Here is a 17,106-nt window from a genome sequence, read left to right on the forward strand (position 1 = left end):
AAACAGCGGGATTGACAACTTGTTTGCTTCGGGTAGATAAGTTAGCCATGTCTAACTTTTTACTTTGGAGGCCGTGGTGATGCGAAATATTATGAGAGTGCTGCTCGCCACACTCGCAAGTGCGCTCCTCCTGTCCGGACCTGTCGCCGCGACGCCGGCCAAGGAGGCGCCTTGGCTTCCCGAGGCAGCGGCCTACCGTCTGACGCTCTTTCTTGGAAATCTCGAGCCTCTGCCCTGGGACGACATCGAGACCGCCTGGACGGAACCCTACCGGGGTTCGGAATTCTCTGTCGGGGCGCTGGCGTGGCTGGACCGCAAAAGCGATATCGAGCTACCGAAACCGCCGGATCAATGACCGTGCGCCAGTGCTCCTTTCGCCATCTGCTCGCCCACCGGTTCTCCGCCTGAAGGCCCGGCCTCAACCTGATGGCCGTTCAGGAGCCGAAGTGCGTTGGCGACCACCAGCAGAGACACGCCTACATCCGCAGCAATGGCGCCCCACATTGAGGCCATACCGAACGCGGTCAGCCCGACGAACAGCGCCTTGGTCGCCAGCGATATGCCGATATTCTGGTGGATGATCGTCATGGCACGGCGCGAATGGCCGATAAGCCAGGGTACCTTGCCGATGTCGTCGGTCATCAGCGCGATGTCGGCCGTCTCGATCGCGGCATCCGATCCGACAGCGCCCATGGCGATGGCATAATGCGCCCGCGCCATGGCCGGTGCGTCATTCACACCGTCGCCGATCATCGCCACCATGTCGTGGCTTTCGACGAGTTCCTCAATGGCCGTCACCTTGTCTTCTGGCAAAAGTTCGGCGCGCACCTCGTCGATGCCGACTTCGGCTGCCACCGCGCGCGCGGTGCGTTCGTTGTCGCCCGTCAACATCACGATGGTCTTCACACCCTGCGCATGCAGACGCGCAACGATCCCCTTTGCATCTGGGCGGATGCGGTCGCGAAGCTCCAGTACGCCGGTCACGCCGGTCTCGTCACCCACGGCAACGAGGGTGCTCCCTGCCCCTTCGATCCGATCCCGCAGATCCGCCGGAATGGCATTGCCGAACCCCTTCTCTTCGGCGAAGCGATCCGAGCCGAGCCAGATAGCGCGCCCGTCGGCGCGTCCTTCCAGACCGCGCCCGGGCACGGTACGGGTGTCCTCTGCGGCAGACACGGAAACACCATCGGCTTCGGCGCGCGAGAGGATGGCGCGTGCCAGCGGGTGTGAAGACCGCGCCTCCAGGCTTGCTGCCAGCGCCATGAGATCGCGTGCGGAAACGCCGACCAGTGGGTGAACCGCCGCCACCTCAGGCTCGCCCATGGTGATCGTCCCGGTCTTGTCCATCGCCAGTGCCGTGGTCCGCCCCGGCGCCTCGACATAGGCGCCGCCCTTGATGAGCACCCCCGCCCGTGCCGACGCGGTCAGCGCTGCCACGATGGAGACCGGCGTAGAAATGACCAGCGCGCAAGGACATGCGATGACCAGAAGGACCAGAGCATTGTAGAACCAGTAGTCCCAGGCGCCGCCGAGCAGCAGTGGCGGCACCAGCGCGATGGCGATCGCCAAAGCCATCACGATGGGTGTGTAGATGCGCGCGAACTTGGCCACCCACTGTTCGACCGGCGCGCGGCGGGCATGGGCATCGCCCACCATGCGAATGATTTTCGCGAGCACCGTGTCCGAGGCGGCCTTCGTCGCCCGCACCGTCAGTGTGCCCTCGCCGTTGATCGTGCCGGCATAGACCTCGTCGCCTGGTTCCTTGGGCACTAGCGCGCTTTCCCCAGTAATTGGGGCCTGATCGACGGCCCCTGCCCCGTCCACGACCTCACCGTCGAGGGGGATCCGGTCGCCGCCGCGCACGATAAACCTTGCATTGACTGCCACGGCCGCGGCCGGAACGTCGGATTCAGATCCGTCGTCGTAAAGAACCCGCGCCGTTGGCGGCGCCAGATCGAGGAGCGCGGAAACCGCATTACGCGCCCGCCCCACGCTCCAGCTCTCAAGATAAAGCGAAAGCGAGAAGAAGAAGGCGACCGTCGCGGCCTCAAAAAACTCGCCGAGGCCGATGGCGCCCGCGACGGCCACCACCATGAGCAGGTTCATGTCGGGGCTAAGCCTCCGCGCCGAAGACCAGGCCTTGGGCGCGACAAGCCAGACGCCAAAAAGAATCGCGACGGCGAAGATCCCTGCTTCCACCATAGGCATAGGCACCTCGCCATGGCCCGCAAAGAGCCCGAGCGCGCCGCCCATGCCGGTCTCGACAATGTGAAAAAGGAATCCCGCCGCCCAGAAGCCGCCGCTCAACGAGGTAAAGCGCTTCTGACGTGCCAGATGCGCCGCCTGGTCCTCTGCTGCGTTGTCGGCATCCCATGGCTTGGCGCTCATGCCGGTCGTTGCGACCAACTGCGTGACTTCGTCGTCTGGTATCCTCTCGGCGCTATCGAGGATGGTCATTCGCCCGTTGATCACGTCGAATGCCAGGTGTTCGGTTCCGCCCACTTTCGGCCCGACAACCCGGTTCAGGATCGCCACCTCTTCGGCGCAATCGAGCCCGGAGACCTGAAAGCTCCTTCCGCCAGACGGCGCTGGCGCCGTGGACGCGACGTCCTTGCTGGCGTCGCAACAGGAGTTGCCTCTTGGGTCAGAATGCTCTTGATCACCCGGATGGCCGTGATCGTTGCGGTTGCCGTCGGAAGACATGGATTGACCTCAGGATTCATTGATTCCACATTGACATAGCCCCTACAGTAACTAGAGCTTCAAGGGCAACAAGTGGATATTCGTCCAGCAAGAAAGGCGCCCTGCGGAGGCTTGAAGCTAGCCGCCCCCTTGAAACGACGCGGTTGGAGCAACGCTTGCCGGTACGAAGCGATCAGAATGAGTGAGGTAGACATGCAGAAACGAAACGCGCCGATTATCGCAGCGACATTGGTGCTTGCTGGCTGCGCGGTGCCAACGCTGGACGACGGCGGCGCTCGCAACGAAGTGGGAAGTGTTCCCGAGGCCGTCATTGCCCTTGCTGCGCCTGGTCAGGATCTCACCACGGCGCGGCTTCGTCCCGAGGATGGCTGTTATTGGTATGAACACAGCGGTCCGGTGGAAAACACCTTGGTTCCGCTACGCTCGGCAGGTGGCAACCCCATCTGCACTTCGCGCCAGTCCTGATCAGCCCATAGATGCGTCAAGCCCACGCGTAACACATGATGCGCCAGTCAACTTCTCGGGGTGACGCTGTCTTCCGCCGAGTACAGGAATGCCGTCGAGCCAATCTCGACGTTGGGATAGAGATCATTGATGTGTGCCATGACCATTCGGACGCAGCCGGAACTCGCACGGCCGCCAATGCTTCTTGGATACGGTGTCCCGTGAATCCTTAGATAGGTGTCTCGGTCGCCGACGAAGAGATAGAGGGCTCGCGATCCGAGCGCGTTTTCAGGTCCGGGTTCCATACCGTCAGCGATATCGGCGTAAAGCTCTGGGTCGCGGTCGATCATGTTTTGTGTCGGCTGCCAATGCGGCCACCTGACCTTGCGCTTGATCGTATAGGTGCCCGGTTCGTAAAGTTTACCGCGCGCGATCGCCACGCCATAGCGCATCGCCGTGCCGCCTTCTTCGATGTGGTAGAGATAGCGCGCAACAGCATCGACATGGATATCACCGGGTACAAGTCCGTCCTTCGCGAGGACCCGCTGTGGCAGGAAGCGAGGGTGAAGGCCCCAAGGGTTGGACGTGGCCGGGTCGTAGCCGGGAGGTGTAACCTGTGCGTCCCAAGCTGCCTTCTGCGCATCGGTAGGCCACGTGTCTGCAAGGAGCGGGCTGGATATCGATGCCGAAAACAGCGCGGTGGTCGTCTGGATGAAATGTCGTCTTGTCAGCATATAGATTGCTCCGTTCACGCATTGGACGGCAAACCGAACCTTACCCCGAACGCAGTGTTGTTCGCCCGGGAAGGAGTGAGGCGTTATTGGCAACTTGCTCCATGGTGCCGTTCTTTGTCGGTGGCTTAACTCCTAAAGCTACTAGAGGTTCAAGAAAATTTTCTGTTATCAATAGACGCTGCTACTAATGGAGCTATCCGATCCGTCCCAGAACCGGAAATACGTCGAGCATCCAGTATGACAGCGCGCTCAACTGCCCTGTCATCATCGCCAGCCCCATCAAGATCATCACTATGCCCGCAAGCTGGTGGAGGCGGCGGCCAACCCGGCCGATGGCCCGCAACCGTCCCGCGATCTGGTCGGTGAATCCGGCCACGATCAGAAACGGTATTCCAAGGCCGGCGGAATAGACGGCAAGCAGCATGATACCTTCGCCCATCGTGGCACTCGCCGCACTGGCTGTCAGGATCGCGCCGAGGATCGGGCCGATGCACGGAGTCCAGCCGAAACCGAAGGCAAGACCGAGGACATAGGACGCAGCGGGTTGGCCCCCGGGGATGTTGAGATTGAATCGGAAGTCGCGTTCCATGACCGAAACACGCGCGGCTCCTATCATGAAGAGCCCGAAGAAAATGATGATGCCGCCCCCAACGAGGTTGAGTTCATACCGCCACCGAAGCAGGGCCTGACCCATTGCAGTCGCGGATGCGCCAAGTCCCATGAAGATGGTGGAGAAGCCGAGGACAAAACACAGGCTCAGCCAGACCGCGCGCGACGGCGAAGCGCCGACCACCCCGCCCTCAGCGGCTGTGCGCCCGGTTACGTAGGAGACATAACCTGGCACAAGAGGTAGCACGCAGGGGGACAGAAATGATATCGTGCCGGCTAGGAGGGCGGCGGTGAGGGCGCGCGCCAAGTGATGTCTTCGTCGACCCAGATCAGCAGGGACCCCCGCTTGCGCAGCGATGCGTTGTAGCTGGACCAGTTGGTCGTACGATAGCGGGCGGGAGATGGGTTGCTCATGGAATGCGGCTAACAGCATGGGTTCGCGAAGGGAATCCTGAGGCGTCAGACTTGTGCAACAACGCCCCGTATCATCGACCTAGTGGTGCCCACATGGCAGGCTATTTCAATGGATAGATTTTTCTCTATCAGTATGCCCGCGGCTCAGTTTGTTAGAAATGTCCTGCTGTTCAGCTTCGCTGCATTACTGCCGGTCCTGTTGTTCTACGTCTTACTGGCTCCGGGCTTTGCTCCGGCTCTTGCTGCCGGCGGACCGGCACTCATGCGCTTACTAAGGCAGGTTGCGACCAACGGTTTGCCCGTGGTTTTTGCCGTCAACTATGTCAGTTTTTTCCTTTTCGCTATGACAAAGCAACCAAAGGCGGGCTCAAGAGACACGGCGTTTTTCGTGCTGGTCGATGTCTTGCTCAGAGCCCTTCTCTTTCCAGGTCTCCACGTGCTGATATACGTTCTATCTGCCGACTGGTTCGGGTCATTCGGCGGCAATCGTTCAACCGCTTTGGCGGTTGTATCCCCGACTCTTGCGCGTTCGGCGTTTTTCGAGAACATCTCCGGCGTTTACCTCTATGCGACTATGATAAGCGCGTTGCCGCTCTACGTCTCGGCTTTCGGGCGGTCGGAATTTCTTGGACCGGTTGTACGTCGCTTGCCCATGAACACGGGCGTGATGCTGCTTGCCCTGGCTGCGTTTGCCTTGTCGGTCGGGCTGATCACGATCGGCGCACAAGGCATCGCATCTCTTCAGGCCAGGTGATGGCAGGCTAATCACCGTGGGCGGGGGCGGGGGCGACTTGCGGTGCCACCCATTGCGACAAGTAAACGCGCTCGAAGGCGAACACAGCGATCATCCCGACAGCGGCGTAGAGAACGATCATCGGGTCGCTTTGAAGCTTCATCACGGTGAAAGCTGCCAGTACTATCGCATCGAGCGCCAGGGCAGTCAAAAGCACGATACCGAAGGCGCCGACGTCTGCTCGACGATAGCGGAACACGCCCCAATGTATGATCATGTCCATGACGAGGTAAAAGAAAGCACCGAGGGATGCGATCCGGCCTAAATCAAAGAGCACGGCCAACGTCGCGGCGATGACGACAGTATAGACCAGGGTGTGGCGTTGGATGGGACCTGGCATACCGAAGTGGCTGTGCGGGATCATTTCCATGTCGGTCAGCATCGCCAGCATACGCGACACCGCGAAGACGCTGGCCAGAACGCCGGACGCCGTTGCGACAGCGGCCAGGATCACCGTGAGTATGAAGCCGGTTTGTCCAAGGGCGGGCTGCGCCGCTTGTGCCAGCGAATAGTCACGCGCTGAGATGATCTCCTCGATCGTGAGACTCGAACCGACCCCGTAGGCGACCAACAGGTAGACGACGACGCAGATTCCGATAGAGAACATGATCGCTCGGCCAACATTGCGATTTGGTTCAGTGATCTCGGCTCCGCTGTTGGTGATCGTGGTGAATCCCTTGAACGCAAGGATGGCCAGCGCCGTAGAGGCGATGAACCCCGTGAGCCCGTAGGATTGTGAGGTCTCGGACGCCGCGGCGAACGCAAAACCACTGGACCACAGGGCCGCGATGCCAAACAGAGCTATGCCTCCGATCTTGATCGCGGCCATGATCAACGAGAACAGCCCGACCGAGCGGTTTCCGGCCATGTTCACCAAAAAGGCGAAAACGATCACGGCCACAGCCAGAGCGGGGACCAATGGGCCACCTTCGATATCGAAAGGGCGCAGGACATAGGTGGCGAAGGTTCGCGCGACGAGGCTTTCCGCGATCACCATGCTGAGCGCCATCAGCAGTGCGGCCCCGCCCGCGATGGCTCCGGGGCCATAGCATTTCTGCAGGATCATGGCGATGCCACCCGAGGACGGCCATTTGTTCGACATCCTGATGTAGCTGTAGGCGCTGAAGCTTGTGACGACCGCGCCGGCGATGAATGCAAGCGGGAAAAGCGGGCCGGCGAGCTGCGCGATTTGCCCCGTCAACGCAAAGATTCCAGCGCCGATCATCACGCCTGTCCCCATCGCAACGGCTCCGCCCAGACTGATGGAATTTTCGCGGTACGTTTCTTTTTCGCTCTGCATAAATGGCCCCCTTTTAATTTTGGTTCATCCGAACGCTGTTGCGCGCTTCTAGATACGAACGCCGCGAAGGCGCAGCGAATTGAGCACCACCGAGATTGACGACGCGCTCATGGCGAAGGCAGCAAACATCGGACTGATGAGGATGCCAAAGAAGGGAAACAGAACTCCCGCCGCGACCGGCACGCCGGAGGCGTTGTAGATCAGCGCGAAGAACAGGTTCTGGCGGATGTTGCGCATCGTGGCCCGGGCGAGCCGCCGCGCACGCACGATACCATCAAGGTTGCCCTTGACCAGCGTGACGCCCGCGCTTTCGATGGCCACATCGGCGCCGGTGCCCATGGCGATGCCGACATCGGCCTGCGCGAGCGCGGGGGCGTCGTTGACGCCATCCCCGGCCATGGCGACCTTGTGGCCCGCCTCTTGCAACTCAAGGATGATCCGCGCCTTGTCCTCCGGCAGCACGTCGGCCCGGATCTCATCGATTCCGAGCCGCGTGCCGATGGCCTTGGCCGTGCGTTCGTTGTCGCCGGTCGCCATGATGACGCGGAACCCCAGTTCATGCAGATCCTCGATGGCTTCTGGCGTGGTCTCCTTCACTGGGTCGGCGACAGCAACTAGACCGGCGATCTCGCCATCCAGCACAACGAACATGACCGTCTCGCCTTCGTCGCGGCGGGCATTGGCCTTGGCGGTCAACGCGCCCGCCTCGAGCCCCAATTCGCGGATCATCGCCAAATTGCCGAGCGCGACCGCTTTGCCGTCAACGACCCCCTTGACGCCCTTGCCAGTGACCGCCTCGAAGTCCCGTGCCTCGTCCATTTTGACATCTCGCTCCTCCGCACCCCTGACGATCGCTTCGGCCAAGGGGTGCTCCGATCCGCGCTCAAGCGATGCGGCGAGACGCAAGACCTCGGCTTCGTCGTGGCCGGGTTGCGGGAGTACGTCGACAAGCCGCGGCTTGCCTTCGGTCAACGTGCCGGTCTTGTCGACGATCAGGGTATCGACTTTCTCGAACCGCTCCAGCGCCTCGGCGTTCTTGATCAGCACCCCTGCCTGAGCGCCCCGTCCTGTCGCTGTCATGATCGACATCGGTGTCGCCAGGCCAAGCGCACAAGGACAGGCGATGATCAGAACCGCCACCGCCGAAATCAATGCGTAGGAAAGCGCAGGCGCGGGCCCCCAGATCGCCCAGGCGATGAAGGACAGGACCGCGATACCGATGACGGCCGGAACGAAATATCCCGCCACCTTGTCGGCGTATTTCTGGATCGGGGCGCGCGAGCGCTGCGCGTTCGACACCATCTCGACAATTTGAGCCAGCATCGTGTCGGACCCGACACGCGTCGCCTCCATCACCAGACTGCCGGTGCCATTGATCGTCGCGCCGGTCAGCGGGTCGCCCTCGGTCTTCTCGACCGGCACGGGTTCACCGGAGATCATGCTTTCGTCGACCGAGGACCGGCCGTCCAGAACCACGCCATCGACCGGCACCTTGTCACCGGGCCGCACGCGCAGCCGGTCCCCGACTTGCACGTCCTCCAGCGGGATTTCCTCCTCGGATCCGTCGTCCCGGATGACCCGCGCGGTCTTTGCCGCCATGTCGAGAAGCGCGCGGATCGCCTTGCCGGTCCCCTCGCGGGCGCGTAGTTCCATCACCTGGCCGAGCAGCACCAGCGTCACGATCACCGCCGCCGCCTCGAAATAGACGCCGACATGGCCTTCGGAGTCTCGGAACCCATCAGGGAATATGTCCGGTGCGAGAACGGCAACGACGCTGAAGAGCCAGGCGGCAAGAACGCCCATGCCGATCAGGGAGAACATGTTGAGGTTCAATGTGCGGAACGAAATCCATCCGCGTTCCAGAAACGGCCAGCCGCACCACAAGACCACTGGCGTTGCCAGGATCAATTCGATCCATTGTGTGGTGCTTTCGCCAAAAAAAGTCCGGACTGCGGGGAAACCGACGAATGGCCCCATCGTGAGGACAAGGAGCGGGATAGTCAGGACTGTGCCGACCCAGAACCGCCGTGTGAAATCCACCAGTTCGGGATTTGGACCTTCATCGCCCGGCACACCGGATTCCAGTTCCAATCCCATACCACAGATCGGACACGCGCCCGGATCAGGCTGCCGCACCTGAGGGTGCATCGGGCAGGTGAAAATGGGACCATCATGTCCTGTAGGAACCAGATCATATCGGCCATCGGCCGGCGTGGCACCCGCGTGGTGTTCGTGATGATCATGTGCTGAATGGACCTCGAGCTCCGATTCCGGCACGAGGTGCATCCCGCATTTCGGACAATTGCCGGGCTCGTCCTGCCGCACCTCAGGGTGCATGGGGCAAACGAATACCGAAGAAGCTGCTGTGGTTTCAGAACTGTCGGGAGTGCTCATTTTGCGGTCCTTTCCGAGAATGCTTCTCTTGCCTAGGGCTTCCATCCGCGGGAGGGTCAAGAGAGATCAGTACGGCGATTACATTGCGGCTCTGCGGGGTGGCGCTGTCCGGCCCCGTTCCCGCCGGGCGAACACGATCAACGCCAGCCCGACCAGCGCCATTGGCATGGAGAGCAACTGGCCCATGGTCAAACCCCACTCACCAAAATGAAGCGCATGGCCGATCGGGTTGTCCGCCGTCACAAATTGTTGGTCCGGTTGCCGGAACATCTCGACGAAACTTCGGGCAAGACCATAGCCGGTCAGAAACACGCCAGCCAAGGCACCGGGCATTTTCAGCCAGCCCCGGCCCCAAGCGAGATAAATGAGCAGTATTCCAAGAATGAGCCCCTCCAATACCGCCTCGTACAGCTGGGACGGGTGTCGGGCGCAGAGGCCGCTAACCCCTGGGCAGGCCTGCGCGACTTCGCCGGGAAAGATCACCGCCCAGGGAACGTCCGTTGGACGCCCCCACAACTCATTGTTGGTGAAGTTCGCCAGCCTTCCAAGAAACAAGCCTGGTGGTGTTGCCAAAGCCAGCAAGTCGCCAGTGCTGAGCAATGACGCGTTCTGTCTAAGGCAGAACAGCAAGGCCGCGATGACAACTCCCGCGAACCCCCCGTGGAAAGACATGCCGCCTTGCCAGACCATCAGAATTTCCAAGGGATTGGCGAGATAATATGCGGGCTGGTAGAACAGTACAAAGCCCAGGCGACCACCAGCAATCACGCCGATGATGATCCACGTCAGAAGATCTTCGATCTGCGTTCGGTCAAGCGGCGGTCCAGCTGACGTCCAGAGCGCGGGACGGCTTATGGCACTCGAACAAATGCGCCAGCCAATCAGGATACCGAAGATATAGGCTAGCGCGTACCAGCGGAGTGCGAATGTGACCCCCCCGATGTCGAAGGAGAAGAGGTCGGTTCCAATATCCGGAAATGGCAATCCCGCTGGCAGCACTGGGTGAGTTCCTCATCAGGAATTTATGTGGGGATTAGATGGCATTGATCGAGCACCGCTAAAGGCGCTCGATCTGCGACAGGGCATCCAACGCCCATCCCGCCATCACGCGGTGTCGAGGGCGTCCCGAAGGAGATCGCGGACTTCGCCGGCGACCGCGTCCAGGTCTTGGTTCTGCACCGCCTGCATCGAAGCGACAGGATCGACCGCGCTGACCTCGGTGTCGCCGTCCAGTTGCCGCAGGATAACATTGCAGGGAAGCATCGCACCGATGCGAGGCTCGATCTCGATGGCTTTGTGCGCCATGCCCGGATTACAGGCCCCCAAGATGCGGTAAGGCGGCATGTCCGCATCAAGTTTCTTTTTCATCGTCGCTTTGACGTCAATCTCAGTCAGAACGCCGAAGCCCTTGTCTGCCAAAGCATCCCGAACACGCATCTCTGCGTCATCGATTTTGGTGTCTTTCAGGACGCGATCATAGGTATAGGCCATGGGAATTTTCCTTTCCGTGTCTCTATTTGTTGGCATACCGAGGCTAAACGGTTCAGGTCGCGGTTCGGTTCAATGTCCCGACCGCGAATGGTTTTGGGGTTGTGAGGACGGGTGCCGGAAAAAAACCGGCACCCATTGGCTCAGTTGTCCTGCATCATGGAGCCGTTGCCCATGCCCTGACCGTTGCCAGGCCGCGCAGGCGCATCTGCCATATTCGACCGCATCATCTGCATCCGCTCCATCCTATCGGCAGGAGCGGCCATCTCTTCCGGCGTCACCGCGCCGTCGCCATCGGCATCGAGGTGTTGGAAGCGATCCACCATCATTTCGCGGATCATCGCGCTGTGGAGAGCTTCAAACTCGGTAATCGAGAGGCTTCCATCCCCGTCGCTGTCAAACTCGGAAAGCTTGGCCTGCAGCTGCGTGCGCATTTCTTCCGGCGTCGTTGTGCCGTCTCCATCAGTGTCGAACATTTGCATCATGCCGCCAGCCATGCCTGGGCTCATCATACCACTGCCCATGCCTGCGCCCATCATGCCTGCGCCCATCATGTTTCCGTGCATGCGCTTCATCATGTCCATCATTCCGCCCATGTTCCCCATCATACCGGGACCACCGTTCTGCATCATGCCTGGTCCGCTCTGGGCGCCAAATTGTCCCCCACGCCCGTGGTTGGCGTCCGCGAATGCGGCACCGCCAAGGGCGGTTGCAGCCAGGGTCATTGCAGCGAGTAAAGTGTTGCGTTTCATTTCGATCACCTCGTGTCAGTGTTGCGATACCCAGCATATGGGGGGCACCTGCAGATGCGGAATGCCACGCGAGCCGGTGTTTTGTATCGCGAGGTCACAAAGGCGGGGTCTGTTACAAATTGCGACAAATCAATTCGGGGCGAACGCTCCTCTTCATCTGAAACATGCGATATCCAGAAAAAAAGGTGTCGAGGATCCGTATACCAACCGAAACCGAACCCATGTTTCGGTAGAGGTGAAATCCGGAAGAGTTGATGTCGAGATTGCTAGAGGCCCTGAATATCCCGAAAATTCAATCATTCAACCCATGGCAGGAGGCTGCAGGGTGCTCTTTTTGAACCGCATTTTCTCAGTTCTAACCTTGGTAATTTTGGCGGGGTGCGGTGCAGGAAACGACATGCGCCCGGATGCTTCAGCCGAAGTCATCAGTAGCGCATCCTACCGTCACGATGGACCGGCCGCGCTGACGTTGTACACCATGATCAACAACAGGTCCGGGGCGGGTGCGCATAGCAGCGTCATGATTAATGGGTCGCAGCGTGTTATCTTCGATCCGGCAGGAACGGTCCGGCTGAGCGCTGTACCGGAACGGGGAGATGTGCTTTATGGCATTACTCCACAAGTGGCCGATTTTTATGCGCGGGCTCATGCTCGCGAGACCTACCATGTCGTCATACAAGAGATCGATGTGTCTCCCGAAGTCGCGGAGCAGGCTTTGCGCCTTGCAATTGCCAGCGGCCCAGCCGCTTCCGGTTTTTGTAGTGCCAGTACCTCCGCGGTACTCAGACAATTACCAGGATTTGAATCCATCGGACGCACATTTTTTCCAAAGCGCCTGATGGCGGATTTTGGCAAGTTGCCGGGCGTGCGAACCACAAAGCTGTTCGAGAACGATGAGGACGACAAATCCGTAGCGATCGCACAGTTCGAAAGTTCACTTGCGACACAGCCGTGAGTGTTCGTCCAACAATTCATTGGAAGATGTCCCTGCACGACGCAGTCCTCGGCGTGTGAGCCAAAGATGCAATAGGTTAGCTTCGAGCGGTAACGCTGTCTTCGGCCGAGTAAAGGAACGCCGTCGATCCGACAGCGACATTCGGATAGAGATCATTGATGTGGGCCATCACCATGCGCACGCATCCCGAACTGGCCCGGCCGCCAATGCTGCGAGGGCTCGGCGTTCCGTGAATTCGAAGGTACGTATCCCGATCTCCGACGAATAGATACAAAGCCCTGCTGCCCAAGGCATTGTTGGGGCCGGGCTCCATACCGTCGGCAAACCGCTCGTAAGCCTCCGGATCGCGTTCGATCATTGACTGCGTTGGCGTCCAGTGCGGCCATTCGACCTTTCGGCGGATCGTATAGGTGCCGGGTTCATAGAGATCGCCCTTGGCAATCGCCACCCCGTATCGCATCGCGGTGCCACCTTCCTCGATATGGTACAGATAGCGCGCGATCGCATCGACGTGAATGTCACCCGGGCGCAAACCGTCATTCGCCAAAACGCGTTGCGGCAGCAGCCTGGGATGCAGCCCCCATGGGTTGGTTGTTGCCGGGTCATAGTTGGCGGGCGTGATCTGCGCATCCCAAGCTGCTTTTTCGGCTGTTGACGGCCAGGTCTTAGCGAATGCTGGCGAACTCAGAGACGCTGAAAACAGCGAGCCGGAAAGTGCAAGGAAGTGTCGTCTTGTAACCATGAAGCGAAGCCCTTTGTTTGTTTTCGATGAATGCGGGACGATTCAAGAAACGTCCGCGACCCCATGCCACCGAACCTTTTGATGTCTTGCGATCGCGACCAACCAGAGGCAAGCAAGGACACCGCTTAGGATCGCGTTCCAACTGGCCATGGACAACGTCAGAAATTCCCAGACAACCTCACTGCACAGAACAAGATTGGACGTATTTGAACTGGCAGAGGGCAGCAATTCCGATACCGACATTTGGGAAACATCGAGGCCGGATCCCGTGCAAGAAGTCGGTCCCTCCCACCAGCCGCGCTCGACACCGGTATGAAACACTCCCAACGCGGATGTGCTGAGTACCGACAGGGCACCGATTATCAGGATTGGCAAAATCGGCAGAGCAAAGAGCAACAGAGCGCCCATTCCAATGGCGATTGCGTGTGGGTAGCGTTGCCAGATGCACATTGCGCACGGCGCGTACCCAAGAGCCTGGAAAACGAAGGCCCCCAACAGCAAGGCGGCTGATCCTGCCGCCGCAGTCATGCCGAGAGATTTTGGTGTCAGGGTCAATGAACGCTCCCATTGGCAGTCGATGGACCTGTTTCTCGCTTGTCAGGTTACGTAGACGGCGAAAGGCCTGTTATCATTCAGAGATTTGTAACGGTATGTATCCGTCTCGACCCTCAGCCGACTCTGATCCACGTTGCCATACCGTCGGCTTGGTGGCTCAACATGTGGCAATGCAGCATCCACGATCCCGGATTGTCCAGGACGACGAGAATATCCCGCGTCTCGCCGGTATCCAGATAGGTCGAGTCCCGGTATGGACCGGCTTCACCCGCCGCATCGAGTTCCCAGAAATGGTGGCCATGCAGATGCATGACGTGTGGGAACCCGGTTTCGTTGCGGATCGAAATGCGCGCGGTCGTCCCCTGCGCGGCGGATAGGAAAGGCCTTCGAGGCAGGCCGGATACGTCATTGAGCGCCCATGTCCCTGTGCCGTTGTGGGACGCGCTTCCCGCACCTCCCTGGAGCACCAGCTCCGCGGTTTGGCCGGGGTCTTTCGGGGCGGGCATTCGGTTGGCGGGCAATGCGGTGATGGGCGCTTTCGCGGGCTCACGGGAACCGGAAACAGCGATTTCGCCAAGGCTCAACGTCTGTTCTCCAAAGCTGTCGTCGAATCTAATAGGCCCGGTCGCATCACCAATCACATCGCATCTTTGCCCCGGAGCGAGAAGGATCGGTTCGAGCGTCCGAGGATGCGCCAGAGGCATGCCATCCAGTGCAACGATCTTGCCTATCAAACCATCCAGGCCGACACGGTACACCCTGTCGATAGAGGGATTTATGAGACGCAGTCGCAGACGGTCGCCTCGTTTCACAGTCTTGCCGGTTCCATTGAAAACAAGTGCCGTGACCGTATTGCCGATACGGCCCTCGGTTGCGAAGTGGGCCGGGTTGAACGCTTCGTCGTACTGCCCGGACTGATCCAGCAAGACATCGAAGAACTGAACAACGATGTCATGGTCGACAGCCGGCGCATTTTGCTCCTCGACGATGAAGGCGCCGAAAAGACCGCGGCTGACCTGATCGTAAGACAGGTAATGCGAGTGATACCAATACGTGCCGGCATCCGGGACGCCGAATTGATAACGATACGAGTCGCCCGGAATGACCACATCCTGAGTGAGGACGTTGACACCATCCATCCGATTTGGAACCCGCAACCCATGCCAGTGAACGAGAGCGCCCTCCTCCAATCGGTTATCGAGGGTAATGCGGGCGGTTTGTCCTTGTCGCATTCTGACTTCTGGGCCCGGCAGACCACCGTTGAAGCCCAACATCGACACGTCGTACCCAGCAAGGTGCGCCTTGATCGATTGGGGCGCGAGGATCAACTCGTGTGTCGCTGCTGGCAAGCGGGTACCAGCCAGCGCAACGGTCATCCCGCCAAGGAAAGACCTCCGGCTCAAAGACAATTCCGTCACCTCATGAATGATAGACTGGCTTTCGCCAACTGCCGCACTTGTGCCATTTCCGGAAGAGGAACTTCAAGGCGACAGAACACTCCTCACGCCGTTGTCACTTTGGGATACAGGAAGACGCGGGCGCCGATTTCAACGCGTTCGTACAGATCCTTCACATGTTCATTCGTCAACCGCGCGCATCCATTCGACACGGCAGACCCAATTGTCTCCGGGGCGTTCGTTCCATGAATGCGAAGATAGGTATCGCGTCCCTCGGCATCGTAGAGATAGAGCGCGCGGGCCCCGAGCGGGTTGTTTGGCCCGCCTTTCAGTCCATCCTTGTACTTTGCGTATTTGCGTGGCTCGCGCCGGATCATGGCGTTCGTTGGCCGCCACCATGGCCATTTGGCCTTGCGCGCTACCGTGAACTCTCCGGGTTCGTACAAACCTTTGCGCCCTACCCCGACCCCGTAGCGGATCGCCATCCCGTCCTCGAGCATGAAATAAAGGAAAAAATCGTCGGGAACGACGTGGACATCGCCTTTAACCCAGTCACCACGACGGGTGTTTACCAATTGTGGTTCGAACCGTTCGGGCAATTTGACTTTGTGGGCCCAGGCAGTTGTGGGCAGAAAGCAACCCATCGCTCCGGCACAAATCAATTCTCGTCTCGTGAAATTCTGCATGGCGCGATCTCCTCGGACCCATGAAAATTCAGTGCGCGTCAGGGGCAAAGAAAAGAAGCCGTGAACCGGGGCAAACGACGCGCCTTTGTTGCCTTGAAACTACGAAAATTCGTGCTTTTGGAACTCTCCAGCGCTGGAATGTTGTTGTTTTACAGAGAACTGCAAGGAGGTGACTGGAAATGCACTACTCACGATTCTTTATGATGATCGGAACATCGACCGTGGTCATGTTCGTTCTGATGTACCTGAACACCTATCTTTGGGGCCATATCTTCTTTTCGGAGACACGCCTTTACATGGCCATCCTGATGGGGGCGACCATGGCCGTGATCATGTTGGCGTACATGTTGTCCATGTATCAGAACACCAAAGCCAACATCGCGATTTTCGTTGGCGCAATAGTCCTTTTCGCGGCGAGCCTCTGGCTGGTTCGCGGGCAATTCACGGTGCAGGACAGGTCCTACATGCGCGCCATGATCCCGCACCACTCGATCGCCATCATGACGTCGACTCGTGCCGAGATCACCGACCCGCGCGTCCGGGGGCTCGCAGACGACATTATCTATGCGCAGGACAAGGAAATCGCCGAAATGCGCTACCTTATTGCTGACATTGGAGCAAACGGCGAAGCATCGGCCACGCGAAGCGAAACGCCGGCGCAGGTTGTGGATGCGCAACAGGCGCTTCAAACGGAGGTCGTGTCGAAGGTCGATCCTGAGTTTCTGACGGAAGACGAAATCGCTGCGGTGTTCCCGAATGGCGGAAATTGCCGCTTTGCTTACACCTCGGACAGTCCGGCTGTACTGGTGACTGGTGAAACCGGCGAAGGGTCTGCCGCCGCAATGAAGATCAGCGGTGATCTGGTGCGCCTGAATGCGCAGGGCGAAAATGCATTTTCTGAAGGCCCGCTGTCGGCCGAGATCGCAGAGACGAACGGTGACCTGACCGATCTGATCGTCAGCGCGGGAACCGACTACGAAGCCGGGTTCCGTGGTCAACTTACGTGCAGCGGATAAGGAGGAAAGGACATGCCCCGCGACACAGAGTAAGCCCCCGATTTGCACCGCCTGCCTGAAGGTGGCGTGATCGCCTAAGACACGTGCATAGCGACGTCGCAAATGACGTCTCTTACGTGGAGGG

The 17,106-nt window shown here is 59.5% G+C and carries 17 protein-coding genes and 1 pseudogene; 5 read left to right on the forward strand and 13 right to left on the reverse strand.

Features of this window, described 5'->3' with window-relative positions:
• The first annotated feature begins 91 nt into the window (after positions 1 to 91).
• On the forward strand, positions 92 to 355 hold the full coding sequence (locus tag EV656_RS15710; protein WP_224888552.1) for a hypothetical protein: 264 nt from the start codon (positions 92 to 94) through the stop codon (positions 353 to 355).
• Here EV656_RS15710 and EV656_RS15715 read toward each other — a convergent pair.
• Positions 349 to 2,703, reverse strand: a complete 2,355-nt coding sequence (locus tag EV656_RS15715; protein ID WP_207287124.1) for a heavy metal translocating P-type ATPase — start codon at positions 2,701 to 2,703, stop codon at positions 349 to 351. The genes EV656_RS15710 and EV656_RS15715 overlap by 7 nt on opposite strands.
• A gap of 177 nt (positions 2,704 to 2,880) precedes the next feature.
• On the opposite strand from EV656_RS15715, the gene EV656_RS15725 reads away from it, so the two are divergent.
• Positions 2,881 to 3,168, forward strand: a complete 288-nt coding sequence (locus EV656_RS15725) for a hypothetical protein (RefSeq protein WP_369817429.1) — start codon at positions 2,881 to 2,883, stop codon at positions 3,166 to 3,168.
• A 47-nt stretch (positions 3,169 to 3,215) separates the two neighbouring features.
• On the opposite strand, the gene EV656_RS15730 is transcribed toward EV656_RS15725, so the two are convergent.
• From EV656_RS15730 to EV656_RS15740, 3 genes and pseudogenes are all read right to left on the reverse strand, one after another.
• Positions 3,216 to 3,881: a L,D-transpeptidase gene (locus tag EV656_RS15730; RefSeq protein WP_007803448.1), complete on the reverse strand. Its 666-nt coding sequence runs from the start codon at positions 3,879 to 3,881 to the stop codon at positions 3,216 to 3,218.
• A gap of 193 nt (positions 3,882 to 4,074) precedes the next feature.
• A complete protein-coding gene (locus EV656_RS15735) occupies positions 4,075 to 4,797 on the reverse strand; it encodes a cytochrome c biogenesis CcdA family protein (RefSeq protein ID WP_007803446.1) in 723 nt (240 codons plus the stop codon).
• Positions 4,785 to 4,904: pseudogene (locus EV656_RS15740) on the reverse strand (IS5/IS1182 family transposase); the annotation flags it as partial. The pseudogene EV656_RS15740 and the gene EV656_RS15735, both read right to left, overlap by 13 nt.
• Before the next feature lie 109 nt (positions 4,905 to 5,013).
• On the opposite strand from EV656_RS15740, the gene EV656_RS15745 reads away from it, so the two are divergent.
• Entirely contained in the window at positions 5,014 to 5,658 is a 645-nt protein-coding gene (locus tag EV656_RS15745; RefSeq protein WP_007803445.1) for a hypothetical protein, read from the forward strand.
• Positions 5,659 to 5,665: 7 nt separating this feature from the next.
• Here the strand turns inward: EV656_RS15745 and EV656_RS15750 are convergent, their stop codons facing one another.
• From EV656_RS15750 to EV656_RS15770, 5 genes are all read right to left on the reverse strand, one after another.
• The gene (locus tag EV656_RS15750) at positions 5,666 to 6,997 is read right to left on the reverse strand and encodes an APC family permease (RefSeq protein ID WP_043755103.1); all 1,332 of its coding nucleotides are present in this window, start codon (positions 6,995 to 6,997) and stop codon (positions 5,666 to 5,668) included.
• A gap of 48 nt (positions 6,998 to 7,045) precedes the next feature.
• Complete coding sequence (locus tag EV656_RS15755; RefSeq protein ID WP_012187177.1) at positions 7,046 to 9,391, reverse strand: copper-transporting P-type ATPase; 2,346 nt, start codon at positions 9,389 to 9,391, stop codon at positions 7,046 to 7,048.
• 78 nt (positions 9,392 to 9,469) lie between these two features.
• Positions 9,470 to 10,390, reverse strand: coding sequence for a prolipoprotein diacylglyceryl transferase (gene lgt, locus EV656_RS15760; protein WP_007803438.1), 921 nt, complete (start codon positions 10,388 to 10,390; stop codon positions 9,470 to 9,472).
• Between the two features lie 105 nt (positions 10,391 to 10,495).
• Positions 10,496 to 10,882: a DUF302 domain-containing protein gene (locus EV656_RS15765; protein ID WP_007803435.1), complete on the reverse strand. Its 387-nt coding sequence runs from the start codon at positions 10,880 to 10,882 to the stop codon at positions 10,496 to 10,498.
• Positions 10,883 to 11,022: 140 nt separating this feature from the next.
• Positions 11,023 to 11,631, reverse strand: coding sequence for an EF-hand domain-containing protein (locus EV656_RS15770; RefSeq protein ID WP_012187178.1), 609 nt, complete (start codon positions 11,629 to 11,631; stop codon positions 11,023 to 11,025).
• Between the two features lie 397 nt (positions 11,632 to 12,028).
• Between EV656_RS15770 and EV656_RS16965 the strand changes: the two genes are divergently transcribed.
• Entirely contained in the window at positions 12,029 to 12,586 is a 558-nt protein-coding gene (locus EV656_RS16965; protein ID WP_012187179.1) for a hypothetical protein, read from the forward strand.
• 76 nt (positions 12,587 to 12,662) lie between these two features.
• On the opposite strand, the gene EV656_RS15780 is transcribed toward EV656_RS16965, so the two are convergent.
• From EV656_RS15780 to EV656_RS16900, 4 genes are all read right to left on the reverse strand, one after another.
• Complete coding sequence (locus tag EV656_RS15780) at positions 12,663 to 13,328, reverse strand: L,D-transpeptidase (RefSeq protein ID WP_012187180.1); 666 nt, start codon at positions 13,326 to 13,328, stop codon at positions 12,663 to 12,665.
• Positions 13,329 to 13,370: 42 nt separating this feature from the next.
• Positions 13,371 to 13,883: a disulfide bond formation protein B gene (locus tag EV656_RS15785; protein ID WP_012187181.1), complete on the reverse strand. Its 513-nt coding sequence runs from the start codon at positions 13,881 to 13,883 to the stop codon at positions 13,371 to 13,373.
• Between the two features lie 113 nt (positions 13,884 to 13,996).
• Complete coding sequence (locus EV656_RS15790; RefSeq protein WP_007803424.1) at positions 13,997 to 15,259, reverse strand: multicopper oxidase family protein; 1,263 nt, start codon at positions 15,257 to 15,259, stop codon at positions 13,997 to 13,999.
• Positions 15,260 to 15,384: 125 nt separating this feature from the next.
• Positions 15,385 to 15,966, reverse strand: a complete 582-nt coding sequence (locus EV656_RS16900; protein WP_012187183.1) for a L,D-transpeptidase — start codon at positions 15,964 to 15,966, stop codon at positions 15,385 to 15,387.
• A 200-nt stretch (positions 15,967 to 16,166) separates the two neighbouring features.
• Between EV656_RS16900 and EV656_RS15800 the strand changes: the two genes are divergently transcribed.
• Positions 16,167 to 16,982 (forward strand): DUF305 domain-containing protein, encoded by an 816-nt coding sequence (locus EV656_RS15800; RefSeq protein ID WP_007803420.1) that lies wholly within the window; start codon positions 16,167 to 16,169, stop codon positions 16,980 to 16,982.
• Positions 16,983 to 17,106: the final 124 nt, after the last annotated feature.

This window comes from Rhodovulum adriaticum (assembly GCF_004345735.1).
Taxonomy (GTDB): domain Bacteria; phylum Pseudomonadota; class Alphaproteobacteria; order Rhodobacterales; family Rhodobacteraceae; genus Rhodovulum; species Rhodovulum adriaticum.

What these genes read in the sequence shown, in the direction of transcription:
- EV656_RS15780 (WP_012187180.1), bottom strand. Translation starts at nt 13,328, where the DNA reads ATGGTTACAAGACGACACTTCCTTGCACTTTCCGGCTCGCTGTTTTCA.
- EV656_RS16965 (WP_012187179.1), top strand. Translation starts at nt 12,029, where the DNA reads ATGCGCCCGGATGCTTCAGCCGAAGTCATCAGTAGCGCATCCTACCGT.
- EV656_RS15770 (WP_012187178.1), bottom strand. Translation starts at nt 11,631, where the DNA reads ATGAAACGCAACACTTTACTCGCTGCAATGACCCTGGCTGCAACCGCC.
- EV656_RS15745 (WP_007803445.1), top strand. Translation starts at nt 5,014, where the DNA reads ATGGATAGATTTTTCTCTATCAGTATGCCCGCGGCTCAGTTTGTTAGA.
- EV656_RS15715 (WP_207287124.1), bottom strand. Translation starts at nt 2,703, where the DNA reads ATGTCTTCCGACGGCAACCGCAACGATCACGGCCATCCGGGTGATCAA.
- EV656_RS15725 (WP_369817429.1), top strand. Translation starts at nt 2,881, where the DNA reads ATGAGTGAGGTAGACATGCAGAAACGAAACGCGCCGATTATCGCAGCG.
- EV656_RS15730 (WP_007803448.1), bottom strand. Translation starts at nt 3,881, where the DNA reads ATGCTGACAAGACGACATTTCATCCAGACGACCACCGCGCTGTTTTCG.
- EV656_RS15765 (WP_007803435.1), bottom strand. Translation starts at nt 10,882, where the DNA reads ATGGCCTATACCTATGATCGCGTCCTGAAAGACACCAAAATCGATGAC.
- EV656_RS15800 (WP_007803420.1), top strand. Translation starts at nt 16,167, where the DNA reads ATGATGATCGGAACATCGACCGTGGTCATGTTCGTTCTGATGTACCTG.
- EV656_RS15750 (WP_043755103.1), bottom strand. Translation starts at nt 6,997, where the DNA reads ATGCAGAGCGAAAAAGAAACGTACCGCGAAAATTCCATCAGTCTGGGC.
- EV656_RS16900 (WP_012187183.1), bottom strand. Translation starts at nt 15,966, where the DNA reads ATGCAGAATTTCACGAGACGAGAATTGATTTGTGCCGGAGCGATGGGT.
- EV656_RS15790 (WP_007803424.1), bottom strand. Translation starts at nt 15,259, where the DNA reads ATGACCGTTGCGCTGGCTGGTACCCGCTTGCCAGCAGCGACACACGAG.
- EV656_RS15710 (WP_224888552.1), top strand. Translation starts at nt 92, where the DNA reads ATGAGAGTGCTGCTCGCCACACTCGCAAGTGCGCTCCTCCTGTCCGGA.
- EV656_RS15755 (WP_012187177.1), bottom strand. Translation starts at nt 9,391, where the DNA reads ATGAGCACTCCCGACAGTTCTGAAACCACAGCAGCTTCTTCGGTATTC.